The organism is Ruegeria sp. CDSA020 (assembly GCF_059612345.1).
Window position 1 is genome coordinate 389480 of the sequence record NZ_JBXWQK010000002.1, and the last position, 26569, is coordinate 416048.

22 protein-coding genes and 1 pseudogene are annotated in these 26569 nt (G+C 54.1%); 16 read left to right on the forward strand and 7 right to left on the reverse strand.

Features of this window, described 5'->3' with window-relative positions; all coding sequences use genetic code 11:
* Positions 1-3: 3 nt before the first annotated feature.
* Together fahA and hmgA are read right to left on the reverse strand one after the other, a co-directional pair.
* Complete coding sequence (fahA, locus tag AC2FJW_RS04875; RefSeq protein ID WP_496749380.1) at positions 4-1260, reverse strand: fumarylacetoacetase; 1257 nt, start codon at positions 1258-1260, stop codon at positions 4-6.
* A gap of 65 nt (positions 1261-1325) precedes the next feature.
* Complete coding sequence (gene hmgA / locus AC2FJW_RS04880) at positions 1326-2681, reverse strand: homogentisate 1,2-dioxygenase (protein WP_496749381.1); 1356 nt, start codon at positions 2679-2681, stop codon at positions 1326-1328.
* A 58-nt stretch (positions 2682-2739) separates the two neighbouring features.
* On the opposite strand from hmgA, the gene AC2FJW_RS04885 reads away from it, so the two are divergent.
* The 5 genes from AC2FJW_RS04885 to AC2FJW_RS04905 all read left to right on the forward strand — a co-directional run bounded on the left by AC2FJW_RS04885 (position 2740) and on the right by AC2FJW_RS04905 (position 9098).
* Positions 2740-3192 carry a MarR family winged helix-turn-helix transcriptional regulator gene (locus AC2FJW_RS04885; RefSeq protein WP_496749382.1) on the forward strand — a complete coding sequence of 151 codons (453 nt, stop codon included), beginning with the start codon at positions 2740-2742 and terminating at the stop codon, positions 3190-3192.
* A 61-nt stretch (positions 3193-3253) separates the two neighbouring features.
* Positions 3254-4492: an adenylate/guanylate cyclase domain-containing protein gene (locus AC2FJW_RS04890; RefSeq protein ID WP_282022217.1), complete on the forward strand. Its 1239-nt coding sequence runs from the start codon at positions 3254-3256 to the stop codon at positions 4490-4492.
* 262 nt (positions 4493-4754) lie between these two features.
* Entirely contained in the window at positions 4755-6146 is a 1392-nt protein-coding gene (locus AC2FJW_RS04895; RefSeq protein ID WP_496749383.1) for an MATE family efflux transporter, read from the forward strand.
* Positions 6143-6574, forward strand: coding sequence for a glyoxalase superfamily protein (locus AC2FJW_RS04900; protein WP_496749384.1), 432 nt, complete (start codon positions 6143-6145; stop codon positions 6572-6574). The genes AC2FJW_RS04895 and AC2FJW_RS04900 overlap by 4 nt, the downstream gene beginning before the upstream one ends.
* Before the next feature lie 673 nt (positions 6575-7247).
* Positions 7248-9098: a DUF3604 domain-containing protein gene (locus AC2FJW_RS04905; RefSeq protein ID WP_496749385.1), complete on the forward strand. Its 1851-nt coding sequence runs from the start codon at positions 7248-7250 to the stop codon at positions 9096-9098.
* A gap of 445 nt (positions 9099-9543) precedes the next feature.
* Here AC2FJW_RS04905 and AC2FJW_RS04910 read toward each other — a convergent pair whose 3' ends face one another.
* Positions 9544-10125: a TetR-like C-terminal domain-containing protein gene (locus AC2FJW_RS04910; protein WP_496691975.1), complete on the reverse strand. Its 582-nt coding sequence runs from the start codon at positions 10123-10125 to the stop codon at positions 9544-9546.
* Between the two features lie 123 nt (positions 10126-10248).
* Between AC2FJW_RS04910 and AC2FJW_RS04915 the strand changes: the two genes are divergently transcribed.
* Positions 10249-10839: a YceI family protein gene (locus tag AC2FJW_RS04915; protein ID WP_496702440.1), complete on the forward strand. Its 591-nt coding sequence runs from the start codon at positions 10249-10251 to the stop codon at positions 10837-10839.
* A 66-nt stretch (positions 10840-10905) separates the two neighbouring features.
* Positions 10906-11442 carry a luciferase domain-containing protein gene (locus tag AC2FJW_RS04920; protein ID WP_496749386.1) on the forward strand — a complete coding sequence of 179 codons (537 nt, stop codon included), beginning with the start codon at positions 10906-10908 and terminating at the stop codon, positions 11440-11442.
* Between the two features lie 306 nt (positions 11443-11748).
* Here AC2FJW_RS04920 and AC2FJW_RS04925 read toward each other — a convergent pair whose 3' ends face one another.
* The 4 genes from AC2FJW_RS04925 to AC2FJW_RS04940 form a co-directional block, all read right to left on the reverse strand.
* Entirely contained in the window at positions 11749-12696 is a 948-nt protein-coding gene (locus AC2FJW_RS04925) for an ornithine cyclodeaminase family protein (RefSeq protein WP_496705697.1), read from the reverse strand.
* A 316-nt stretch (positions 12697-13012) separates the two neighbouring features.
* On the reverse strand, positions 13013-14284 hold the full coding sequence (locus AC2FJW_RS04930) for a sensor histidine kinase (protein WP_496749387.1): 1272 nt from the start codon (positions 14282-14284) through the stop codon (positions 13013-13015).
* A 56-nt stretch (positions 14285-14340) separates the two neighbouring features.
* The gene (locus AC2FJW_RS04935) at positions 14341-15000 is read right to left on the reverse strand and encodes a response regulator transcription factor (protein WP_142636050.1); all 660 of its coding nucleotides are present in this window, start codon (positions 14998-15000) and stop codon (positions 14341-14343) included.
* 38 nt (positions 15001-15038) lie between these two features.
* Positions 15039-15590: a PepSY domain-containing protein gene (locus AC2FJW_RS04940; RefSeq protein WP_496749388.1), complete on the reverse strand. Its 552-nt coding sequence runs from the start codon at positions 15588-15590 to the stop codon at positions 15039-15041.
* Positions 15591-15795: 205 nt separating this feature from the next.
* Between AC2FJW_RS04940 and AC2FJW_RS04945 the strand changes: the two genes are divergently transcribed.
* From AC2FJW_RS04945 to AC2FJW_RS04985, 9 genes and pseudogenes are all read left to right on the forward strand, one after another.
* Positions 15796-16800, forward strand: a complete 1005-nt coding sequence (locus tag AC2FJW_RS04945) for a hypothetical protein (protein WP_496749389.1) — start codon at positions 15796-15798, stop codon at positions 16798-16800.
* Positions 16801-17055: 255 nt separating this feature from the next.
* The gene (locus tag AC2FJW_RS04950) at positions 17056-17193 is read left to right on the forward strand and encodes a hypothetical protein (RefSeq protein WP_496691982.1); all 138 of its coding nucleotides are present in this window, start codon (positions 17056-17058) and stop codon (positions 17191-17193) included.
* A 592-nt stretch (positions 17194-17785) separates the two neighbouring features.
* Positions 17786-18023 (forward strand): annotated as a pseudogene (locus tag AC2FJW_RS04955) (transposase); the annotation flags it as partial.
* 996 nt (positions 18024-19019) lie between these two features.
* Complete coding sequence (locus AC2FJW_RS04960) at positions 19020-19466, forward strand: universal stress protein (protein ID WP_496691984.1); 447 nt, start codon at positions 19020-19022, stop codon at positions 19464-19466.
* Between the two features lie 255 nt (positions 19467-19721).
* Entirely contained in the window at positions 19722-20507 is a 786-nt protein-coding gene (locus AC2FJW_RS04965; protein ID WP_496749390.1) for a formate/nitrite transporter family protein, read from the forward strand.
* Between the two features lie 244 nt (positions 20508-20751).
* Entirely contained in the window at positions 20752-21129 is a 378-nt protein-coding gene (locus tag AC2FJW_RS04970) for a nuclear transport factor 2 family protein (RefSeq protein WP_142636034.1), read from the forward strand.
* 346 nt (positions 21130-21475) lie between these two features.
* The gene (locus AC2FJW_RS04975) at positions 21476-22471 is read left to right on the forward strand and encodes an HlyD family secretion protein (RefSeq protein ID WP_496714446.1); all 996 of its coding nucleotides are present in this window, start codon (positions 21476-21478) and stop codon (positions 22469-22471) included.
* Entirely contained in the window at positions 22468-25164 is a 2697-nt protein-coding gene (gene rbbA / locus AC2FJW_RS04980) for a ribosome-associated ATPase/putative transporter RbbA (RefSeq protein WP_496749391.1), read from the forward strand. The genes AC2FJW_RS04975 and rbbA overlap by 4 nt, the downstream gene beginning before the upstream one ends.
* Positions 25165-26289 (forward strand): ABC transporter permease, encoded by a 1125-nt coding sequence (locus AC2FJW_RS04985; RefSeq protein WP_496749392.1) that lies wholly within the window; start codon positions 25165-25167, stop codon positions 26287-26289.
* Positions 26290-26569 lie beyond the last annotated feature (280 nt).

Sequence of the window (26569 nt, forward strand, 5' to 3'; positions counted from 1 at the left end):
TCCTTATCGCGAGTATGGGTTTTCAAGCGCGGGCAGCACGGTTCCGGCACATTCGCCAAATCCAATCGTGTACCCTTTCCCTTTGGCCGCCCCTGTTAGGGTCAGCGTGTCGCCATCCTCGATAAAGCTGCGGCTTTCGCCGGTCTCCAGCGTTAGCGGCTCTTTCCCGCCCCAGCTGAGCTCCAGCATCGAACCGCGCTCGGGCTTTGTCGGGCCAGAGATGGTGCCGGACCCCAGCAGATCACCGGTGTTCATCGGGCAGCCCGACGTCGTGTGATGGGCCAACTGCTGTGCGGCGGAATAGTACATCTGACTATAGTTTGTTCGCGCGATTGTGGTTGCGGCGTTGCCGTCCGGAGCCATCGTGATCGACAGATCAATGTCATACAGCATCGGGCCGTTCTCTTTGAGGTGATCCAGCAACTCAAAATCCCGCTTGGGTGTGTCACAGCGGAAGGGTTCCAGCGCGGCCTTGGTCACGATCCATGGGCTGATCGACGTAGCGGTGGCCTTGGCCTGAAACGGCCCAAGCGGCTGATACTCCCACGCCTGAATATCGCGGGCGGACCAGTCATTCAGAAGGACATAGCCAAAGATATTGTCGTCTGCCTCTTGTACGGAAATTGGTCCGTCAGAGGGCGTGCCCACGATGGCGCCCATCTCAAGCTCGATGTCGAAACGACGGCTGGGGAGGAAGGCCGGAAGGTCCTGATCAGGGGATTTCAACTGGCCCCAAGGGCGGCGGATATCTGTTCCCGACACCACGACCGAAGACGCCCGGCCATTATACCCGATGGGAATATGCAGCCAGTTAGGGGGCAATGCATTCTCTGGTCCACGGAACATGGTGCCGACATTTTGGGCGTGGTGCCGACCGGCGTAGAAATCGGTATATTCGCTGACGGCAAAAGGCATGTGCAGCTCGGCATCTGCCTGCGCCACAAGCAAAGGCGCGACGTCCTCTTGTGCCGTGCTGCCTTCGGCCAGCAGATCCATCAGGCGGTTGCGCAGGGCGGCCCAAACGGCGGGGCCTTGCTCCATCAGCGGGTTCCAGAAAGGCAGGTCGAACAGCGGTTCGTCGTCCAGAACGACCAGGCCCTCGGCCTCGGCAGCTGTGACATCAAGGATCATATCGCCGATTGCAACACCACAATGCGGGTCTTCGCCGCCTGTCGAAAACACGCCATAAGGCAGGTTATTCAAAGGAAAAGGGTGATCGGCAGAATTGGCCGAGCTCACCCAGGATTTCTTCAATGGCATTTTGTCTCCAAACCTCTGTCAGGGGCCAAGATTTTTCGTCGAAAAATCTGCGACCTCAATCGGTATTATTTCTTGCCCGGTGTACCGTCGAACTTTTTCTCAAGCGACGTCCAGCAGTCAATGTAATCATCCTGCAGCGGGGCCTCGGTCGCTGCAAATGATGTCAGATGCTGCGGGAACCGGGTTTCGATCATGAAGGACATCGTATTATCCAACTTATCCGGTCCAAGGTTCGAATTCGACGCGTTGTCAAAGGCATCCTGGTCAGGTCCGTGCGGCAACATCATGTTGTGCAGACTCATGCCGCCGGGAACAAAGCCCTGTGGTTTGGCGTCATACTGGCCGTAGATGTTCCCCATCAGCTCGGACATGATGTTCTTGTGGTACCACGGAGGACGGAACGTATCTTCGGCCACCATCCAGCGTTCGCGGAACAGGACAAAGTCGATATTGGCTGTGCCCGGCTGTCCGGACGGCGCGGTGAGTACGGTGAAGATCGACGGGTCAGGGTGGTCAAACAGGATCGCCCCCACCGGGCAATATGTGCGCAGGTCGTATTTGTACGGGGCATAATTGCCGTGCCAGGCGACTACATCCAGCGGGCTTTGCCCAATCTTTGTGGTGTGGAACTGCCCGCACCATTTGACAGTGACGGTCGATGGTACCTCACGGTCTTCATAGGCCGCGATAGGTGCCTTGAAATCGCGTGGGTTGGCCATGCAGTTGGCGCCGATCGGGCCGCGTCCGGGCAGTTCGAATTTTTGCCCGTAATTCTCGCAGACAAAGCCGCGGGCAGGGCCCTCAAGAACCTCAACCCGATAGACCAACCCGCGCGGCAGAATGGCGATTTCCTTGGGTTCAAGGTCGATGATCCCCAACTCGGTCGCAAAGCGCAGGCGGCCTTCTTGCGGCACCACCAGCAATTCGGAATCGGCCGAGAAGAAATAGTCATTCACCATCGATTCGGTGACCAGATAGATGTGGCTGGCCATCCCGACCTGCGTATTCACATCCCCTGCTGTGGTCATCGTGCGCATGCCTGTCAGCCATGTCAGCCCATCTTGGGTATGAGCGACGGGGTCCCAGCGATACTGGCCCAGGCTGGTAACATCTGGGTCAACACAAGGTGCCGATTTCCAATAGGGCAGGTCGATCTTATCGTAGCGATGCGAATGCTTCACCGAAGGGCGGATACGATAGCACCAGGTGCGCTCGGGTGGGTTGGCGGTAAAGGCAGTGCCGCTCAGTTGTTCGCCGTATAGCCCATAGTTGCAGCGTTGCGGGCTGTTCATGCCCTGCGGCAGCGCACCGGGTAGGACCTCGGTTTCGAAATCATTGCCAAAGCCGGGCATATAGCCCGGATGGGTGCCAGCGGGCGTACTGGCCTGGATCATTTTATGCGGGTCTGTCGGATGGTTCATCCTTGGCTCCTGCTGTTTTCTGCTTGTGAGATAATAGTTGATTTTGTAACTAACAAGCATGACAAAGACAGAAAGTACCGAAAGAGACGGGTTTGATCTGCTGGATTTCCTGCCCTATCTGCTGAACCGGGCAGCCGAGGAAAGCGCACTGGAATTTCAGCGTGTATACAAAGACCGCTATGGGATGCTGCGCACGGAATGGAGAGTGTTGTTTCATCTGGGCAATTACGGAGAATTGAGCGCGAAAGAAATCGGTCAACGCGCCCGGATTCACAAAACCAAGATAAGCCGCGCGGTCAGCAGGCTTGAGCAGCGCCGATTTCTTGTCAGGACCGTCAGCCGGACAGATCGCCGCGTTGAACATCTTGCATTGACCACGGCCGGACGGTCGGTTTATCGCGAATTGCGCGGTATTGCGCAGCAATATGATGCTCAGCTTGCCGCAATGTTCACAGAAAACGAGGCTACCTTGTTGCGCAAAATGTTGCGAAAGCTGGCTGATATGAATTGACCTCTGGTAATTCGAACCTTTCGCTCCCAGATGGAAGCCAGAGCGGACACAGGAATGTGAAATGACAGCCCCGAACCAAAACGCGGCAAAATCAAATGATCTGATCAACTGGCTGGTGACGCGGGGCCTTGAAGGTGCCGAAAAAGAAGAATTGCTGGATGGCTATTGCACCCGTCTGATTGAACTTGGTGTGCCCCTGATGCGATTTCACGCGGCGCAATCGGCGCTGCACCCGGTATATGGCGGCACCGGATACAGCTGGTATCAAGACACCGGCGGTGACTATCAGAAATTCGAGTATTCAGAAGAGACCAGAGAAGACTGGATGAGCAGTCCTCTATATGCGATTTTACATCACGATCTTGACGGCGTCCATGAACGCATGGTCGATCAGAACGAGCCCAGCCGCTATCCATTGATCAATGAATTACGCGAAGCTGGTGCGACCGAGTATTACGCTAAAGGTGTGAATTTCGATCCGCGGTCGCAGACCTCAAAAAAAGCCGTAGATGGAGTCCTGTTGTCGTGGGCCTCGAACGCGCCGGATGGGTTTCGGGAACAGGATCTTGACCTTATCAATACGGCCCTGCCCCATTTGGGCCTGGCACTAAAGTCAGCCTCGAACGCGCGGATATCCAAAGATCTGATGCGCGTCTACTTAGGTCGGGATGCTGGACGGCGTGTTTTGTCGGGTGAAATTCGTCGCGGATCCTTACAGCAGATCGACGCCGTGATATGGAATTTCGACCTTGAAGGCTTTACCAGCCTGTCCGAGAATCTGCCCGGGATCGAGATCATCGATATGTTGAACGACTACCTGGCGGTTGCCGTTGGCGTCGTGCACGATAATGGCGGCAATATCCTGAAGTTCATGGGCGATGGACTGATGGCTATGTTCAATGTCGGCGAGATTGAAGAGGACGTGCAGGCGGCCCTGCAGGCGGTTCCCATGTTGCAGGACCGGATCGCCGAACTGAATGCGCAGCGCGAATCCGCTGGACTGCCGGTGGCCAACTTCACACTGGCCTTGCATGCGGGCGAAATTCTGTATGGCAATATCGGTTCTGAGACACGTTTGGATTTCACAGTGATCGGCCCAGCGGTGAATCAGGCCGCGCGTATCGCTGGGATGCATCGGTCCTTGGGGCAACGGATACTGATCTCGGATGACGTAGCCCGCGCGGCGCAGCCCTGCGATCAGGATCTGATCTCGGTCGGGCGCTATATGCTGCGCGGTGTGGCCGAGCCGAAAGAGCTGTTTACGGTTTATAATGTTGCCGGAACGCAATCAGGCGTTTGAGCGTCCGGTTTGAGCCCATATTAGCGGTTTTCTGCAACGCGGCGAAAGTCAGCTTCCGCAAAACCGGATGCAGTCTAACCGCTTGACGACAGAAAAATTTCAGATTAGCCAACGTACAGGCTGTGGACGCCTGCCTCCCGCTGACTTTTGTCTTGGTTAAGTTCTGCGACTTAATTCTCTATCTACCTCTTTCCGCATATCGCGCGGATGGTAATGCGGGTCCCATCTCAAATTGCGCGATCAGGCAAGAGAGATATGGGACATGACTGATACCCCCACCAATACATTCACCGATGGGCCGCTTGGCACCATCTACTTTAGGACCGCACTCCCGATCATTTTCGTGATGGGGATGAATGGGCTTCTGTCTGTTGCAGATGCGCTGTTTCTGGGCATTTATGTAGGCCCTGATGCGCTGGCTGCGGTCACGTTGATGTTCCCGATCTACATGTTGATTGTGGCGCTTTCCACGCTTGTGGCGAACGGCATGTCGAGCCTTCTGGCGCGATCCCTTGGCGCGGGTGACATGAACGGCGCGCGTGCCACGTTTGCTGGCGCACATGGGCTGGCAATTGGATTGGGCGCAGTTCTGATAGTGTTGTTCCTTCTATTGGGCCAGCCAGTTGCATTGCTGGCCGCTGGTGGGTCAGAGACTTTGGCGCAAATGGGGTTGGTCTACCTGCGGATTACGGTGTTCTTCTCACCGCTTTTGTTCGTGTTGTCGGTAAATTCTGATGCGCTGCGCAACGAAGGGCGCGTGGGCTTTATGGCCGCGATGAGCCTGCTGGTTTCGATTGCAAACATCGGGTTCAACTACGTACTCATCGCCGTTCTGGACATGGGCGTAGCTGGGTCAGCCTATGGCACAGCGGCGGCACAAGCGCTCGCGTTTGCGATCATATTTGCGTTCCGATTGTTTGGGGAAACATCGCTGCGTCCTGCGACCTTGCTGTCCCATTCCGTATGCGGAAAATGGGGGCGGATCCTCGCACTGGGTGCACCACAAAGCCTCAATTTCATTGGACTAGCTCTCGGGTCGGCCGCGATTATCTCAGCCCTCCAATGGATTGGTCGCCCGGGTTACGCCGACACAATTACTGCTTACGGGATCATCACGCGGGTCATCACCTTTGCTTTCCTGCCACTTCTGGGCTTGTCGTTTGCAATGCAGACGATCACGGGCAACAACTATGGTGCTGAACTTTGGCAAAGGTCAGATGCAAGCCTGCGCATGGCACTTTGGGTCGCGTTTGTTTATTGCTCAATCGTGCAGGTCGTTGTGATTAGCATGCCTAGCCGGATCGCCAGCGCGTTTGTAGACGACACGTCGGTCATTGCAGAGGTTGCGCGCATCTTGCCGGTAATGACATGTGTCTTTTTCCTGTTGGGCCCGTTGATGATGATTGCGACCTATTTTCAGGCGATTGGATCTGCAGGAAAGGCAGCCCTTCTAGGGCTGACAAAACCTTATGCCTTTGCGATCCCGTTGACGTTCCTGTTGCCCCTCTGGTTTGGCGAAGTTGGCATCTGGTATGCGGGCCCGCTGGCCGAAGTGATGATGTTGGGTCTCACTGTTGTAGTGTTGTGGCTCTCTGCCCAAGACCCAGAGTTAAAATGGGGTATTTTCCACACCAAAAAAGGAGTGGCGTCATGAACACGCAATTTCCGTCAGCTACGCAAGCCAAGGATCAAGCTAAGCGTTTGCGCACAAAATTGACCGAAGAAGGGGCATCGATTGGCCATGCCAAGTCCCTCGAGTTGGTCGCCCACCAACACGGGTTCCGCGATTGGAACACGATGTTTGCAGCCATCGGAAACGGACCACTCAAGGGATGGGCCATCGGGGACAAGGTCAGCGGAACGTATCTATCGCAACCGTTCACGGGGCATGTGATCTCTATTTCGATCATGAAAACAGGATGGTTCCGGTTAGAGCTGCACTTGGATGAAGCCGTAGACGTTGTCACATCCGAAGGCTTCTCAAATTTCCGCTCGCGCATTCGTGGTGTGATTGGTCCCAAAGGACATTCTGTTGAACGGACAAGTGACGGGCAGGCACACCTTCAAATCAATTTATGCTGACAGGGAAATCCGGTTCTTAAATTCGTCAGCTGCTGTTGGCGCGATTGAAGCCGATGGCCGTCTTGTCTAGCAACCTGCGAATATGTCGTATTAAAAATTCTGCGCAATCGACGAATGGCAGATTTTGCCGCTGCCCTGCGGCAGCGGAACCTGACCTCTTACGGCGATTTTCGTGCTGCGAGCACGCGCAGCAAAAATACCGAAGGTACAGATTGGGCTCAAAGCCGTCATCTGACAGTTTTTGTATGGTTCAAACGATCAGAAGTGGTGGTCGATGTCTGTTGTGCGGACTTTCCCGACATTCACCTGATTAGGTCGATAGCCGCTAAGGGCCCCATTGCTGACCTTGGTGCGGGGTTGCGATGAAGGTTCGGTCTGATGGCAGGATTGATTGGAAATGCACTTCCACGCATTATCGGTTTCACGGTGTTGACCCATTTTAGTCACGGCCCTTTAAAGTTTTGAATGATAGACACAATTGTGTGAGCTGTTTGATTCTGTACCTGCTATCGATAGATGCTGAATTTGTGTCTCGTCTGTCGTACGGTGCAGCTGAAAGAAAATTGCGATTGACCAGGTAGGCAAACAGGAATTCACAATGGAGAATTTTGCTACTCATCAGATTTTTCGCACCGTTTTTCTTGGCTGCGTTCTTTCCCTCGCCCATCAAGCCATGTCCCAGGAATTGGGTGATCTGGGGTCTCAGCCGACTGAGAATATCGAGTACTCACCTTACATAAATGACGATTATCCAAATCAGGTTTTTTTTGGTGATACACATTTACATACAGCTTACTCGGCCGATGCCGGTCTGGTCGGGGCAATTCTGACCCCAGATGACGCCTACAGGTTTGCCAAGGGTGAAGAGATCACCTCGTCCAATGGAATTCCTGCGCGTTTGCAGCAGCCATTGGATTGGTTGGTGGTGACGGATCATGCAGAAAACCTCGGCCTACCAATCGCTCTGGAAGAAGATAGCCCCGCTCTTCAGGAGAATGAGTGGGGGCGCAAGATCAGCGAAATTTACGCACCACGTACAGATGAATCCAGGGCCTTGTCATATGATACTTGGATGCAAGACGCGCTTAACATTGTCACCGACCCGCTTGCTGGAACTGGTTTCAGCGAGGCCATGTGGCCGCGCGTAACGGCTGCTGCCGAACAACACAATCAGCCGGGCGCATTTACTGCGTTGATCGGCTATGAATGGACGTCTGGACCAAACGGCAACAACTTGCATCGGAACGTTATTTTCCGGGATGGTAAAGCACTGGCAGATCAAATTATTCCGTTTAGCGCCTATGATTCCGAAGACCCTGAGGAGCTTTGGGACTGGCTTGAAAACTACGAAAGTTTGACCGGTGGGCAAGTGCTGGCAATCCCGCACAATGGTAACCTGTCAAACGGATTGATGTTTGATGACACGACCCTTTCCGGCGAGCCGATTGATCGCAACTATGCGTTGCGCCGTCAACGGTGGGAACCGGTCTATGAGATTACCCAGATCAAAGGTGATGGTGAGGCACATCCCTTGTTGTCACCACAGGATGATTTCGCGGATTATGGAACCTGGGACAAAGGCAGCTTTGGACCAGAGCCCAAGACAAACGATATGTTGCCTAAAGAATATGCCCGCAGCGCATGGAAGCGCGGCATGGCCTATGAAGATGATATTGGGGTGAACCCGTTCAAATTTGGCGTGGTTGGCTCAACGGATTCTCATACTGGCCTGTCCACAGCGCAGGAAAGTAATTTCTTCGGCAAGGTGTCGCTTGTTGAACCTTCGGCCAATCCTCATCGCTTTGAAGAGCGTATCACAGGGCGTTTTACTCCGGATGACCCATCTGATGACTTGACCCATGCAGACGGGCTTGCTGCAGGGCTTGCGGCAGTATGGGCGCGTGAAAACACACGCGAGGGGATTTGGGATGCGCTAAAGCGCAAGGAAGTCTTTGCAACAACTGGCACACGTATGCGCGTACGCGTTTTCGCGGGGTTCGGTTTTACTGAAGATGATCTTACCCGTTCCGACTTTGCCAAATTTGGCTATGCAAACGGAGTGCCGATGGGCGGTGATTTAATCGCTGACGACCAAGCGCCCCCGCCCAAACTTCTGGTTCGAGCGCTGCGTGACCCGAATGGAGCCAATCTTGATCGTGTTCAAATTGTTAAGGGGTGGCTCACAAAGTCTGGCGATCTGAACGAAAAGGTTTTCGACGTCGCATGGTCAGATGATCGTGTCGTCGGAGATGACAATAAACTGCTGCTGGTTGGCAATACCGTCGATGTCGAAACCGCAACTTACCGCAATTCAATTGGGTCCCCATTTCTCGAGGCATTTTGGGAAGATCTCGATTTTGATCCAAGCCAACGCGCATTTTACTATGTCCGTGTTCTGGAAATCCCGACGCCGCGTTGGACCACATTTGATGCTCTGATGTTTGGCGTGGATCGACCTATTCACCTTAAGCCGTGGCAACAAGAAAGAGCCTATTCATCGCCGATTTGGGTCACACCAGAGTAACACTCCAAATGACGCGCTAACACATTTGCTCCTGTTTGTTGGGAGGGGCTGAAAACCCGCATTGCATACCTTCGTGCATCCCGCAGAAAATGGCTGCTTTCCGCCCATCAGGTCACCTTCGCTGATGCAGCGCCGATTGAGCGCTTGCAGCGAACGGCGCGTAGGTTCGCATCAACGAAACTGCAAATTCCTGTCTTGAAGGTTCGCTTTGGGCTGCTTGCGGCCTATCGTGCTTGCTGCGGACAATGGCAACACTGAACCCAAGGTGTTCATGTTGCAATAGGAAAGAGCGGCAGCGACAAATCAGGGTACAGACATCTACGTTGTGAGTAGCAGTTCGTTTTGACCATGCGACGTGCTGATGTCACGCAGCGAACGTAGCCCCACCGCGATCTTGGAGATCGTTAGGCTTCTTGGTCGCTTTGCCTGCAAATTCAGGCGATGTTCAATGTCCCGAATTGGTTTTCGCTACACTGCAAAGCAGATCAACATGTTGATCCAACCAATCTTCGTCCAGTGCCTCGTGACGTATGAGTTTGCGGAAATAAGGTGCAGCGACTGCTAGTTCTATGAGTTGGTCAACCGGGATGTCGGCGGTGATCTCACCGCGGCCTATTGCGGCTGCAAATACTGCTTCAACACTTGCGAACCTGTCTTTCATAAATTCAGTGATCACCAACCTCGCTTCTGCATCGTTGGACGCAGCAGCGACCACCTGAGGCGCGATTTGGCCCCATGGTGTGTCATTCAAGGCTCCCATCAGTACACCGAGTAGCCAGCGCAGGTCAGATCGTAGCGGGCCATCGGTTTTGGGCGGTATGTTCTGCGGTGTTGCGATGCGCCTGAACGCTGCATCACGCAGACTACGCGCATCTGGCCAGTGTCTGTAAAGTGTGCTGCGCGAAATGCCCGTTGCCTTCGATACTGAGCCATGAGTTACGTGCAGCACGCCCTCATCCATTAGTATCTTTTGCGCAGCATCAAGCGCGGTCTGTCGTGTGGCGATCAGCCTAGGATCTTCTTTCAATCACCCCTCCTATAGAACATTTTGTTGCATAGTAGAACATTTTGTCCTAAAAGTATGGCAAGCTAAAACTAAATCCCAAAATTCAATTTCGCAAACACGTCTTGTCAAAATGGGAGCGTATCAATGTTCAAAGTGGCAGCAACCCCGCTGGCGGTAATCTTATCGATGGGCGCGACAACCGCATTGTCCGAGAGTGGCACTTACGAGCTGGATCCTGGACACAGCCAGGTATTGTTTAGCTACGCCCACATCGGGTTCTCAGAAACATTTGGAATGTTCTCAGGTTTTAGCGGTGAGATAGAGTTCAACGAAGATGATCCGTCGGCCTCATCTGTCACAGTGTCTATGCCTGTAAAATCCATGATCACGGGCTGGGATGCCCGTTTGCAACACTTCATGTCCGATGACTTTTTTAGCGCGAGTGACAGTGACGTGGTCACATTCGCCTCAACCAGCATTGAAGTGACCGGGGACAACACCGCGAATATTTCTGGCGACCTTACCATGAATGGCGTCACCAAACCTGTTGTTCTGGAAACAACGCTTAACAAGTCAGCGCCATACCCGTTTGGCCCAAAAGAGGGCACGCCAACCTTGGGGCTGGCAGCCACGGCGACTATCGTGCGGTCAGAATTCGGACTTGGGGCGTTTGCACCTGCGGTGAGCGACGAAATAGAGCTCTTGATCAATATCGAAGCGTTAAAGGCTGAATGATGTGTGCAAGTGCGCTGAAACTGCTCGGAGCGCTCTTTCTTAACTTTTGACGGGGTCGCCAACAATATGGATATTTTCCCGAAAATATTTGCTGTTGTCGCAGTAGCGGCGGTCACGAGCCCTTTGGCATATGCGCAAGAGTACGCGTTCCCGGAGCGCACCTCGCCCCGTCCGGAAACAACAAGCGGCGTACCGCATACTCAGATTGGTGTCGAAATTGATGCCGATTTGTCCCAGATATTGCTGGAGCGAGTTGCGCAATTCCCAGGGGTCACACTTGGCCCCACACGCATATCACTACCTGGCGCGATTGGCTTTCAGCTTGATCCCGGCATGTTGTTGTCTCGACCGAGCTCTATCGTCGGTGGGTTTGAGTTTGCGCATATGCATCCTGATGGCAGCTTGCACGCTTCGCTCGACCCAGCATTGGCGCGAAAAGCAATTGAGGCTGGCTGGGCCGTAGCTCACCCTTGGGCTGATCAACGCCCCGGATGGAGCGGCTTTGTCATGATCTATACTCCAACCACACCAGAAGAGTTGGAATTCGTCATCGATCTGGTCGAAAGTTCGTACACCTTCATCACCGGCAACACCTTGGGTTAAACCTGTTTTGCCCGAAAGTGTGCGGTGGCGCCTGCTTCCTTAAAGAGTGCTGTTTCAGCTTGCTTGCTTTTCACGGTCAATTTCTTTCTTACATTCTTGCCGTGGCGAAGCGCTCGGAGCGTGCGTTCAAACCTTCAGCACCAATAGTAACTCCCGTCCCGCGCAGTTGAATTTGCAAAGCTCAGTGGCAAATGCCCGCTTTGGGCTGCGACCAACTAATTGAACTGATCGCAGAGAATGGCGTATCTGCGCCCAAAGCGACCATTCCGGTATCTAATTACAAAGTGGGTGTTCATGTCTTTGGGCTCACTTCACGGGTTTTTCGGTGAACCGGCGAACTGCGAGGACCGAAGCAGCATAATCCCCCAATGAAATCCCTCTGAAAGCAAAAGCCGCCGGTTTATTGCGTGCTCGGACGTCGACTTTGCCAGCGACCAATTCCGTCAAGTCGCCAGCAATTTGCTCGTATGGCAACATCGGCTTGTCGCTTTCCAGCTCCTGCAAACGGTCGTCGACAATTACCGTTTTGAAACCAATCATGTGCGCCGGCACCCACGGGATGCACGCATCAGTTATGGTGGCGAAGGCAGTCGGCTTCAGCCATCGGGCATCCAAGAAGGGTTCAATGGAGTAGTCCAACGTTATCGATGTCACTATCAGATCGGCATCACTCAAAGCGTCCTTGGCATCGGCGCATGTTTCAGCTTCGAGACCCATGCCCCTAGCATAACGACAAAGCTTGTCGGCATTCTCTTTACCTCGCCCGAACACGCGGATTCGTTTCAAGGGAAACAGTTCTGAAAACGCAGCTAGATGGGAGTGAGCCTGCACGCCCGCGCCCACAAAAGCCACTGTCTCGGCATGAGGGTCAGCAAGCCGACGCGCTGCCACCACTGACAGAGCCGCAGTTCTGTTTGCCGTAATCCAATTCGCTCCCAAGACCGCGCGAAGCAGTCCGGTTTGCGCATCCATAACCATGATGGCACCGTTTATCGCGGGATAACCCCTCGCCGGATTTTCCGGACACACTGTAACCTGCTTGGTCACGATGAATCCATCATCTCCCATTGCCAATGTAGACATTGCGTAGCGCCCATCGCCGGGCAAAATGACTGTCTTGGGAGAAGTGTGAAGCTTTCCGTCTGCCTTGGCTATTAAAGCAGCCTCGATGGCATCGGCAACTTCCGAAGGTTGGATGCCTAAACCCCCGAGGTCGTCGTCAGACAGATAAATTAAGGCGTTCTCAGAAGTCACAGAGTCCCTCACTTAAGCAATTTGGCTTTTTGACTGAATACATTGTCTTCGGCAGTTCTTCCTATCGGTTTACCTTCACAGAAGTATTTTGGCTGTAACTTTTGATCGCCCGATCCAATGCGCAAAAAAAATGCGCCTTCATTTTTCTGAAAATGTGAACCTAGCCGAACGCCTGATTTGTCCATTAGGCCGACTTTGTGCGGTCTGAACCAACCCGATGACCTACTGAGATCGTCAGACGACAGGTTCGGGCCCATTGGTAGTTAAAGTTGCGAATTGTTCAAACAACACTTTGCAGATCAGATTCCGGGCGACTTCAGGTCGGGATCACAATCCGACACACCAACCCACCCAGCGATTCAGAGCGGTCCAGATCTAGTCTGGCATCGTAGGCTTTCAGTAAGTCGACCGCGATCGCCAGCCCAAGCCCGCTTCCAACGACCGAGGTGTCCAGTCGTCCGCCGGATCGCAAGGCTTCGCGGTGGGCGTCTTCTGGAATTCCGGGACCGTCATCCTCGATACTGATTTCGATGCATTTCTGCTTACGTTTCGCGGTCAGCCGTACCGCGCTTCGACACCATTTGACCGCATTGTCCAGAAGGTTGCCCAAAATCTCTTCGATGTCCTGCGTATCCATGCGCACCCAAAGACCCGGATCGCCATCGATCTGCAGCGATTTGCCTTCGCGGTCCGCCATGGCCGAGAACAGCCGCGCCAGGCGCTCGATGGAGTTAGACAGATCGGTCCGCGAATGGGTCAGGTCCGCAGCGTTCAAAGCCCGCAGCCTGGCCAGAGATCGACCAAGTTGAGCATCGATCCTGTCCAGCGCCTCTTGTGCGGTATCTGTCACCGCTCCGGCGTCGGACAATGTCACAAGTTCATTGCGCAATATGGCTGTAGGAGTTTTCAATGCGTGTGCCAGATCTGCGGCCTGGCGGCGCGAACCCGAGACGATCTCGCGGTTCCGACGCAGCAGCTGGTTCAGGTCCTCGACCAATGGCGAGACCTCTTCGGGGTAATCTGTTGGCCTAAGGTCTTCGTCCTGATCCCAGCGATGGGCCACATCCGTACGCAGCTTTCGCAATGGTCCCAGAACAACTGAAATCAGAAACAACGAGCCGGCTAAACCGATCAGGCCAACTAGGCCAAACACCGGCAGCAGGCTTTTCTGCGCCGCGCGCCGCTCGGCCACGAGCTGAGCCTGACTTTCGGCGACGCTGACGCCCCATACCGTGCCATCTTCATAAGTGATCTTCTGAAAAGCGCTGCGCAGCACTTCATTCTCCGGACCGCTTGTGTCCCAGAGTGTGGGGATGTCAGGAATACCGGGGGGTTCCGCGATGACCTCATCAAACAGCGAGCGAGAGGTGAAGACCACACCGTCGGCGCTTCTGACCTGCCAGTATCGTCCGGAATATGGGGTGCCATAAGCCGGGTCAAATATCAGATCTCGCAGTGCCTCCGGGTTTTCGGTTGTGACATTCAGCCCGACAACCAGCTGTGTGTGACGATCCAGCAGCGCAGAGTCGAACCGGTTGGACACCCGTGCATCAATGTATGAGAAAACCGCCAGTGTGCCTACGCCCACAGACACTGCCCCAGATGCAATTCCCCCCAGCAATGCCCGTTGTCGCAGCGATAACATCAGGCCGAATCGATCATATATCCACGACCCCGAACCGTTGTGATCAGGTCAGTGCCAAGCTTCTTGCGCAGACGGGTAACAAATACGGCGATAGTGTTCGAATCCCGGTCTCCATCGTATTCATAGATATGCTCTGAAAGTTCTGATCGTGAAATCATCCGACCAGAATTATGCGCCAGATAAGTCAGCACCGCGATTTCTTGAGCAGTCAGGTCAACCGGCACGCCATCGGCTGTCACCCGGCCGTTACGGGTATCCAGAATGACGTTTCCCATTTCAATCACGGGATTCAGCTGTCCACTTTGCCGTCGCAGGATGGCGCGAACACGCGCGGCCAGTTCGGGCATGTGGAACGGTTTGGTCATATAGTCATCTGCGCCCGCATCCAGGCCGTCGACCCTTTCGCTCCAGCCATCGCGGGCAGTCAGGATCAGCACCGGTGTTTTGACACCCTCGTTGCGCCATTCGCGCAGAATCGAAATGCCATCGCGCTCTGGAAGGCCGAGGTCAAGGATGATCATGTCATATGGTTCGGTCGCACCCAGATGCAGGGCGTCGAGCCCACTATTGGCGACATCCACAACGCGGCCTTCTGCGTTCAGGAGTTTTTTGATCTGTTCGCAGAGGTGCGGTTCGTCTTCTGCCAGCAATACTCTCATACTAAGGGACTATAGGCGAGCAAATCGAAGTATAACCATTACTTTTTGCCCCCGCCGTTACCTCCGCCATTACCTCCGCCATTACCACCGGAGTTACCGCCGCCGTTACCACCGGAGTTACTGCCGCCGTTACCACCGGAATTACCGCCACCGTTACCACCGGAATTACCACCACCATTGCCACCGGAGTTACCGCCGCTGTTGCCTTTGTTTGCAGATTTTCCCTGCGAAGCGCCCTTGCTGGATTTACCCGGCGCAGCGCGGGCAGCTTCAGAAATCTGGCGGCCAACAACGGATCGGTTGGAGACAACAACACCCGTCTGAGCGTTGACGATGACACTGACGATTATACCATCCGGTTTCTTGACGAGAATACGGTAATATAGCCTGTCAGCCTGAAAGGCGCGCGCGTCAACTGGCGTTCCACCAAAAGCCTTTTCAACGCCTTTGATTACTTTTTTCAAACGAATGGCACTGCCTGAGGTTGTCGCCTTGCGCAACTCGGATTGCGTCAACTCACGTGCAGCAGCCTGTCCCTCTCCGGGGTGGAGAAAGGCAAGTAGACAGGCAATGGCAATAAGCTTTTTCATCCTTGTCACTCATTACTGCGAAAACGCCGGCTCAATCTACCGATTTCTATGTGAACCTACGGTGAACAGCCAGTTACGCGTGGGTTCAACGATGATGGGTTTAGATCAGGGGTGTCGGATTCTGTTTTCGGCACCCAGTTTTTGCGTCTGCTCGCCGCTGATTACCGTGACAGACGAGAATCGCACCTGATGAACGAGGACCATTATGAACACCAAACCGATCAACTTGCTAAAAGCCTCTGCTATTGCCATCGCCCTGCTGGGCTCGACCGCGATTGTCGGAGCTGTCGCGTTTCCTGATGCTGCTTATGCCAAAGGAGGCAACGGCGGCGGTAACGGAAACGGCGGCGGCAATGGCAATGGCAATGGCGGTGGAAACGGCAATGGTGGTGGAAACGGTAATGGCGGATCTGGTGCGTCCATTAGCGATAGTGATAAAGCGGCCGGAAAATCTAACCGGAAATCTTCCAACGCTGGTAAGTCAAAGTCATCGGGAAAAAACAAGTTTTCCTTGAAAGACCTGTTTGGGGGCAAAAAGGCCAAAGCCAAAACCGCAGCCGTAAAGACCGTACGCAAAAGTCAACCAGTGGATCAGGTGACCAAAGCAATTCGCCCCGCCCCGAAACCGAAAGGGTACAAGATGGCGGATCTGCTGGGCGTGCACCCATCTGAACTAGGCGCTCTGAACGCCGCCAACGCTAATGAGAATGCTCTCAAGAACGCCTCTCCTAATTCCCGTGTGGGCCGCATCGCCGCATTTCGTGACGCAGTTCTGGCCGGAGATGAATTGCGCGAGGAGCTTGCGGAAACACAGGCACAGCTGGATGGCATGACCCCGCCGGACCGCCCGGTCTCTGAGATCGAAGAGGACCTTGATGCGGCTCTGACAGATGTTCAGGAGAAGCAGGATCGCGTGAACGAGCTTGAGGACGCTCTTGCCGATGCCGGGGGCACAGATCCGGATATAGAAGCAGAGCTTAAGGACGCCAATGACGAACTTCAGGTAGCCCTCGATACGGCCGAAGACCTAGGCGCCGAACGGCAGGCTGCGGTCGACTACAACGATACGGTGGCAGAAGTCGATGCGCTGACTGAGGCTGTAGAAAATCAACCGCAGACCGAGCGTGAAGCGTTGGAGGCTGCCGCCAACAAGCCTGTGACGGATGAGGTCGAAGCTGCCGTAAAAACTCTGCTTGGTCTTGATAGCTGATTGCTGATTGTCCAATCAATCACCAGGTCAAATAGACCCGAGCCAGCAGGCATAACAACATCACAAATAAAAAAACCCGCTCCGATCCGGAGCGGGTTTCACTACATCCCAGACAACACCACGTGACTTGGGATATACGCAGACGTTCTGTTGAGAGATCAGACGCCTCGTTTCGCCTCTTTTAGCCGCTCTTTGTTGAATAGTTCAGACAGTGCATTTTCGATAGGAGGGAAGCGACCGTTGCTCGAATTCGTGATGCTTGACAATTCACCGCCTGAGACGGTGCGCGAGGATTGCATTGCTGTAGGAATGCTAGGCGCACCCTCATTGGCAGTATTGATCATGCTGTTCCCCTTCAGTGCATCCGGGCACGCATTGATCGGCCCTGAGTGAGGAAGTATGAACGATAACGGTTGAACACTCTGAGAATACATTGTTCACGTTCGGTTAATGTTGTTGCGTATGAGTGGACAAACTGGGGGGGGGGCATTGACCGCCATATAAGAAAATGCTGCCATTTTGGTTTTATTTCCCGATGGCAGCTTTGTCCGTATAGCCACTGTCCAAAGCTCCATAACACTGCATCTTGGATTAAGGGTCTGCTTCAAGTGCATTGCCGCCGTTTGTAGGGCTTGTTGATGCAAGCGCGGCGAAGGTCTGCCGTGTGGCCTTACTGCCAAGCAGCCTGTGGCACGGCGATTAGAGGCCATCGGTCTGGATGCACGTTGTCAACAAGATTGGGCGGCAACTTTATTGGGATTCGCGCGGCAATTCACTGGGAATACGCAGAGCAGGCAGAAAAAGGCCTGAAAAGGGCGTTGGATCGTGAAGAACACCACAAACGGAAGCAAAATAGCGAGTATCAATCTCATCTTAAATTACCTTCTGATAGTTAGACCGCTATGTTCTCACGAACACGGGCGTTGTTGCATATCTCTCGCAGCGAGGGATTCACAACGCGAATCCATAAGGTTAAACGGTGTGGATGAGTAAGCCATCTTCCGCCCGTAACGCGTCACGAATTGGTCCGACTACAATGCTGCGCTTAAGGAGCGCGGCTCACTTCTTGTCTGGCTGGACAAGGACATGACCTGGCTCGCGGCGCACGAAGGTCGGCCTGGTCACAGCCGGTCTTTTCGAATGCGGCGATCCAATTCTGCCTGTCGATCAAGGTGCTATTCAAGCTGCCACTGAGACAGACAGCGGGGGTGACCGTCGGCGTTGATCAGCTTCGTTTCGTAGCCGACTTCTCTGGCTACATCGTTGATAAATGTGCAATCTTAGTCGTTTGGCTTTCTACGGTACCGTAGGCAATCAGCACAGTCATTCCGATCCTCCTGCAAATCGGTTCGAAAAACGCACCAACTATGTCGAAACTGCTCGTTTCGGCCCTTGATCCCAATCAAAAGTGCCTGTCTTGCCAAGTTATTTGGGCGCGGGTGAGGCACCCATTGGCTGGCTTATGCGGTTTTGGAAAGCGCGAAAGCTACAGTTAACCAGAATGCACTGCGTATGGTCATTGCACCGACCGTTCGCCATTCAAACGGCGTTCCACTAAGTGCCACTAGTATCAGAACAACGAACACCAATAGTGTAGATAAGCCAAGCAACCAGGCAATTCGTTGTGCCCAGATTGTGGATTTATAGAGCGCGAAAGCGCCTAGCAAATAGATAAATCCAGCCAGAAAATTGTACCATAGCACGAATGTCACTGCATCTCCGACTGCAGCTCTGGCAGCAGCACCCCCAAACAGGGCTGTTCCTCCTGAGAAAATGGTCAGGAGACCAAAGAGTACTGCGGCTATCGTAACTGGGCGAACCCAAGGCGGAGAGGAAGGCATCGTTGTATTCCCCAGAAATAAGATTGAATCTCATGTCGTGGGCAATCTGCCAACCTTGCCAAACGAACTGAAACGCACGTCCCTAATAGCAATTCTTTTCGCCATTTCCCTTGATCTTTATCATTGGGCTTAACTTGATACCCTTTGAAAAAATGTAGCGTCTGCGCGAGGTTTTTCGCAATAATTATGCGCTGTTACCCTTTTGAGATGACCCGTTTGCAACTCCTAACATTTTTCAAAATTGGTTCAGTTACCGTATATCTTCTGGAAATAGACGGACGACTACGCTCGAACCTGCAGTGAAATGTGTTGATTTGAGTCAAAGTTAACTACTGCAAGCTCGCCCATACTAACCCCTCACTAAGGAGGGAGTGCAACATGTTCAAAAAGATCGTAGTTGGCTTGGATGGATCTGAGGCGTCAGAAGCAGCTCTGCGCGTTGCCTGTGATATTTCAAGCAAATATGGCTCCCAAATTCACCTTGTTCATACACCTCAACCCCAAACCGTGGCGTTCGCAATGGGCGCATTGGCTGGCTATCACGCCGTCACGACAATGCCTTCAGACGAAGAGGTGCAGCAGGCAGCAAACAAGATTATTTCCTCTGGTAGAGAGATCGCCGAAGAGTACAATCAGACGGTTTCGCAAACGTATACCCAACGCGGTGATCCCGTAGACCAGATCATCGCATGTGCCGAGCAATGCAAAGCTGACCTGATTGTGACGGGCCGCCGTGGATTGGGAAGCATTAGTAGCCTAATTCAAGGGAGCACCTCTCTAGGCATCAGTCGGAATGCCACTTGTGCTGTTTTAACCGTTGCCTGAATTTCAAACTTGGCCCCAATCGGCGCTAAACGATGAGGATCGAAAAGTTCTGCGTTGAGATCTCGCGAAAGCGGAAGCTGAAGTAGACCTCATGGGTACCTATGGCCATGACCGCGCGCCAAACTGTGTTAGGTGGAACTATCCGAACTCAGAGGGAACAGATAGGCTTCCGGTTTTATTTGCGCGTTAGTTCAAGGTCAGAAGACAGGCTTAAACTACCTGCTACGTAAACTCGTGCCAACTCTGGAGCGCCACATGAACCCCCCGGCCCTGTTCGATGCTCATAAACCCGCTGAAATTGCAACGTTAGTTGAGACTGCCGGGGTCGCAAAGGCAAAGCTGCCACTAGCACCCATGTTCGTTCTTGCGATGCTGGCTGGAGCATTCATAGGGTTTAGCGCAGCGGCCTATACGATGGCGGTCACGGGGGCAGACAGCGCTTCGGGGCCGATCCGCGTTCTGGGAGGAGCAGTGTTTTCTCTGGGCCTTATCCTGGTGATCGCAGGTGGTGCAGAACTGTTCACCGGCAATGTTCTGATGGTGATAGCAGCGGTCGATCGCAAGATACCGCTGCGGCTGCTGTTCCGAAGCTGGGGCATCGTCTACGTTGGTAACTTCGTGGGTGCCGTTGGGCTTGCATTGGCCTTCGCCCTGACCGGCTTGCTCGAGGGGCCGATGGGTAGCACTGCTATATGGGTAGCCAATGCCAAAGCGGGGTTGGAACCGATGGAGGCTTTCGCCCGCGGCGCATTGTGCAACGGGCTGGTCTGCCTTGCCGTATGGCTGTCCTTCGCCGCCCGGAGCGTCGCCGGAAAAATTTTAGCGGTCTTGTGGCCCGTCTCTGCATTTGTGCTGCTGGGGCTCGAGCATTCGATTGCGAACATGTATTTCTTCCCGCAGGGCTGGGCAGCGGGAGCAACAGTGCCGGTTTTCGCAGCGGCGGCCAATCTGCTATGGGTCACTCTGGGTAACATTGTCGGCGGGGCGGGAGGAGTTGCCTTGGCCTATTGGTTTGCTTATCTTGGCGGATCCAAACGGTAAGATCTGCTTCTTCGATTTAAGCACCCACCGGAGCGGAATGAACGGAAACAGATGGTTCTGAAGGCGTTGTCTAATAGCGCACTGGCTGAAGACGGCGCCGGGAATTGGACCGCTCATTTCCACTGTGCAAGTCGTCCTCTCGATCCTGATCTGAATCCTTCGCGAACATCTAATTTTATTGATCCCTGTCAAGATTGGCAAAGGTAAGATGTGATACAGTTGAGGCTGAAATTGGGGGGCTATTATGGAAGAATTAGTCGAGATTGGACGAACATTCGTTCAGGCAATGCGTGATCGCAGAGGTCTTGCAAACGTTGGTGAAATGTATGCAGAAAACGCTCAATCTATTGAGGCGGTTGTGCCTCCGGTTCGACAGTTTCGCATCACCAAGGGCCGGGATGCTATCAAAGGAAAAAGAGAGGATTGGCTGGCAGCTCATGAAATCGTCGAATTCGACGTGGATGGCCCCTATGTTCATCCCCCAAACCGCTTCGGTGTACGATATAAGGTCAACGTAACGCAGAAGGCTACAGGGCAACACATGACCTTGAGCGAGATCGCAGTTTATTCGGTAGCAGACGGGAAAATTGTACTTGAAGAGTTCTTCATGTTGCCGAAGTAGGAACGACAGCCAGCAACGCTGACGCAGTGTTGGTTTTATCTGCACGTTGGAAGCGTGACTCGTAAGAGCTTTGACACGACAGATGGACAACTGGGCATTTATTTCGACTACGGGATGCTTGCCCTTGCGCATCATTGCGACCAATTCGGCGCAGCCGTCATAGAGAGTTACACTCCGAAAGCCTCATTGGGCTGTGGATGTGGGCCAACAACCAGACCTGTGCCTCAATTTCGTACCCGATGAGCACTTGGACAATCATCAGATAGAACCTGTTTGATCCAACTCAAGGCATCAATTCGAGAGCGAGCTAAATTAAAATAGAAAATTAACTAATGTGCGCGGGGCCATGAAAAAGAACGTACGCGCAATTCTGATCGCCATAGCGCTCCTACTTGCAGGTGCAGCTGTCTACTTTTTCGTCGCAGAAGACAGTGATGAATTGCCAGCTGGGTTTGTACAGGGCAATGGGCGGATCGAGGCTGAACAAGTAGAAATCGCTCCAACCTTTGCCGGGCGCGTTGCTCGGGTCATGGCAGCAGAGGGCAGCCTGGTTGCTTCGGGTGAACTGCTGGTTGAAATGGATACAGATGAATTATCTGCAGCCCTTGACCGTGCCAGTGCCCAGGTTGCGCTGGCGCGCCAAACCAAGGCCGAAGCCGAAGCCGTGGTCATCCAGCGAGAAAGCCAGCAGCGTCGCGCTTCGCAGGAGCTTGACCGGGCCAAGGCGTTGCTGGCCGGTCAGAATATCTCGATGACTGTCTTTGAGGATCGTGAAACCGCGTTTCAGGTTGCGGATGCCGTGCTGGGCGCGGCCAAGGCCCGGGTTGCAACGGCGGATAGCCAGATTGCCGCCGCAGAGGCCGAGGTGCGCCGGATTGCGGCACAAATAGAGGATGGTTCCCTCATCGCTCCCATGCCGGGGCGTATTCTGTATCGACTGGCCGAGCCCGGCGAGGTCGTTGGAGCGGGCGAACCGATCTTGACGTTACTCAGTTTGGAAAACGTCTATATGGAGGTCTTCCTGCCTGCACGCGAAGCGGGGCTTTTGCCCATCGGTGCCGAGGCGCGCATCGTGCTTGATGCGTTGCCGGAATTTGCCATCCCGGCAACCGTAACCTTCGTCTCTCCCGAAGCTCAATTCACTCCCAAGCAGGTAGAAACTTTGAGCGAACGGGAGCAGCTGGTGTTTCGCGTTCGGGTTCGTATTCCCAGGGATTTGGTTACGGCGCGGATTGAGCATGTGAAGACCGGCCTTCGCGGTATTGCAGTGATCCGACTTACTTCCGATGGCGCGTGGCCAGACGATCTGGATAGACGAATTCCACCCGAGCTGTTCGAATGAGCGCCGAGGGGGGCTCATCGGGTTTCTGCATCAACGGTGTCACACACACGTACCGACAGAATGTTGCGTTGGATAACCTTTCGCTGGTTCTGCCAACTGGTCAGCTTATCGGATTGATCGGGCCGGACGGGGTTGGCAAGTCTACGCTGCTGGGATTGATTACCGGCGCAAAGCAACTTCAGTCCGGGGAAATTGATGTTCTCGGGGGATCGATAGGTGACCGCGCGCACCGTCACCGCGTGTGCCCGGCGATCGCATTTATGCCGCAGGGATTGGGCCGCAACTTATACGCGGAACTGTCTGTGCGTGAGAATCTCGAGTTCTTTTCACGTCTTTTCGGACAAGGGCAACAGGAACGTGAAATCAGGATCGCGGCCTTGCTGTCAGCGACCGGACTTGCGCCCTTTTCGGACCGGCTTATGGGCAAACTTTCGGGCGGAATGAAGCAGAAACTTGGACTGTGTTGTGCGCTGATCCACGACCCTAAGTTTCTGGTACTGGACGAACCGACGACCGGAATTGATCCCCTGTCGCGGCGCCAATTCTGGGCGCTGATAGACGCGGTCCGAGAAGAAACGCCCGGTCTCTCCATACTGGTTTCAACAGCCTATATGGAGGAAGCCGAACAATTCGATTTTATCGTAGCGATGGATGCCGGTCGGGCGATATTTCACGGCCCCCCTGCCAAGCTGAAGGGTAAAGCCCGGGATCTTGAAACATCTTACAGGCAGCTACAGGCGCGAGGAGAACCCCGGTTTGTGCCGAACAAGGTACCCATGCATCATCAAGGTGCAGACCCGGTGATCACGGCGCGTGGGTTGACCCGGCGCTTTGGCGATTTTACTGCCGTCGACAACGTCGAATTCTCGATCCACCGAGGCGAAATCTTTGGCTTCCTCGGATCAAACGGCTGCGGCAAGTCAACCACCATGAAAATGCTGACAGGTCTTCTGCCAGCAAGTGAGGGAGAGGCGCTGCTGTTCGGCAGACCGGTGGATGCGCGCGATCTAAGGATGCGCCGCGAGATCGGGTATATGAGCCAGGCATTCTCGCTTTATGGCGAGCTGACCGTTCAACAAAACCTCCAGTTGCACGCCCGCATCTTTGCGATCAAGGATCGTGTGGAACGCATTGATGAATTGGCCGAACGTTTCGGCCTGAAGGCACATATGGGCACGCTGGCGTCGGCGCTTCCGCTGGGTATCAAGCAGCGTCTTTCCCTTGCCGTCGCCGTGATCCACGGGCCTCGGGTGTTGATCCTGGATGAGCCAACCTCGGGCGTGGACCCCGAGGCGCGCGACTCCTTTTGGGCGCTGTTAATCGAGCTGTCGCGAGACGATGATGTAACGATTTTCGTCTCGACACATTTCATGACCGAAGCGGAGCGCTGTGATCGCGTTTCTTTCATGCATGCAGGCCGGGTATTAGCTGAAGGTACACCAGATGAGTTGATCGCAACGGCGCAGTCGGACAGTCTGGAAGGTGCGTTCATCGCTGTCCTGGAGGCCGTCGAGCCGCCCGCGCCGGTAGCAGCACCCAATGTTTCGGTTGATGCTGTCAACCCGGGCGCTGTCGGAAGTATCGGGCGCATACTGGCCTATGCACGGCGCGAAACAACCGAGGTTCTGCGCGATCGCGTCCGTTTGGCTTTTGCTTTCCTTGGCTCGGTGATCCTGATGTTGGTCTTTTGCTATGGGATCACTCTGGACATAGAAGACCTGGATTTCGCGGTGCTCGACCTGTCTCAATCGCCTGAGAGCCGTACCTATATCGCCGAGATTTCTGGTTCGCGCTATTTCAACCCCACGGTGCCACTGGCCAGTTTTGAAGACGGCCGCGAGCGGTTGGCCAAAGGAGACATCTCGCTGGTTGTCGAACTCCCACCCGATTTTGGTCGCAAGCTGCGCGCCGGCGAGCCAACTGAAGTCTTGGCAATTGTGGACGGTGCGATACCGTTCAAGGGTGAGACAATAGAGGGCTATGTGGCCGGGCTTCACAGTACGTTTCTGGAAGTACTGGCCCGCCAAAGTGGTGAGCAGTCGGTCGAAATCGCCCGCATCGAACCGCGCTTCCGATACAATCAAAGCTTTGAAAGTATCGCTGCAATGGCCCCTGCCATGCCTGCGATCCTGTTGATAATGCTGCCGGCCGTTTTGATGGCTGTTAGTGTCGCGCGGGAGAAAGAGTTGGGCACGATCACCAATTTCTACGCAACGCCAACGACGCGGCTCGAATTTCTGGTTGGCAAACAGATCCCCTACATTGTGATAGCGTTCGTCAATTTCCTACTTTTGGCGGCGATGACGATCTTCATTTTTGGCGTGCCCCTAAAAGGAAACCCGGTGCCCCTTGCAATTGGTGCTTTCCTATATGTTTGGGCAACCACATCTTATGGATTGCTTATTGCGACCATAACGTCGAGCCAGGTGGCCGCAACTTTTGCCACCGCTATCGCGTCGGTGGTGCCGACCATTCAATTCTCCGGGCTGCTACAACCGATCTCGACGTTGGAAGGCGGCGCCCAGACGATTGGATCGCTTTGGCCTTCATCCTATTTCCTGCATCTAAACGTCGGCGCGTTCACCAAAGGTCTTAGCTGGGATGCACTTGCCCCCGACCTTTTAGCCCTTGCCTGTTTCGGGCCCGCGCTAACCTTGATCGCTGCACTGTTACTCCGAGCGCAGGAGAAGTGAATGCAACGATTGTCCCGCATATTCTGGCTTGGTTTGAAAGAAATGATGAGCCTTCGGCGCGACTGGGTGATGATGGCGCTGCTTGTCTGGTCATTCACGCTGGCGCCCGTAATGGAGGCAACGGGCGTTTCAAACTCGGTCAACAATGCATCCATTGCATTTGCCGGCGAGGATGGCTCGCCTCTTTCACGCTCGCTTGCCTCAGCGTTTTTTCCGCCTGAATTCCAACCCGTTGTCCAGATCGCACCGGGTACCGGGGCCGAAAAGATGGATGCAGGGCATTTCCTGTTTGTAGTCGCAGTACCCCCAGGGTTCGAGAAAGATGTTCGAGCCGGGCGCGCGCCTGAAATTCAGGTTTTGATCGATGCGACAGCGATGGAGCAGGCCGGAATTGGAGCGAACTACATCATCAATATCTTGAGCGCCGAGATCCGGCGCTTTGCCATCGGAGCAGAATTGTTAGACCCGCCGCCCATCGATATCATTGTGCGCAGCGCATTTAATCCAAATCGCGACACTGTTCGTTTCGCAGGTATCGTCGCGTTGATCGGCCAGATTATGTGGCTGACCACAATCCTTACCGGTGCTGCCATGATCCGTGAGCGCGAGCATGGAACAATCGAACACCTGCTCGCGATGCCGCTTACCCCATTTGACATTGCGGTCGCCAAGATCTGGGCAAACGCTGCGGTGGTTCTGGTAGCGACCGCCCTATCGCTGACCTTTGTTATGCAAGACTTCCTGGGGATCAGCATCGCGGGATCGAAGGTGTTGTTTTTAATTGGCACAGCTCTCTTTCTCTTCACGGCGACGGCGCTTGGGGTGTTTCTTGCGACGATTGCGCGCTCAATGGCTCAATTCGCACTTTTGGTTATGCTGACTGTGCTTCCAATGTTGATGCTGTCAGGAGGAGAGACGCCAATCGAAGGGCAGCCCGGCTGGCTTCAGATCGGAACATCTATCCTCCCATCCCGCCACTACATGTCAGCCAGTCAGTCCATCATTTTCAAAGGTGCCGGGATCGAGACGGTCTGGGCAGAGTTCGTATGGATGGCGTGCTTGGGCGCGATCCTTCTGGCAACAAGTCTGCTGCTTTTTAGACGCTCGGTTGCGCAAGAGACCTAAATAAGTTTTTGCACCTGAGCAAAACTAGGCGGCTGACAGAACACCCGCTTGCGTAAGATCAATGGCCGCGCCCGTATTTTGGCATAATACTGCCTCGCCGGTATAGCACTAAAGGAGGAGGTTCAGATGCTTGAAGGCAAACAGACCCAGCAAAACATCCAAATCAAGGACCATCAATTGACACTACGTGGCCAGAAGAAGATCACGCACGTTCACCATGATCGGGTCAACATGTATAGAAGGCCGGTCGGTCATTGGACCTCTCCTGATAGCATCACCT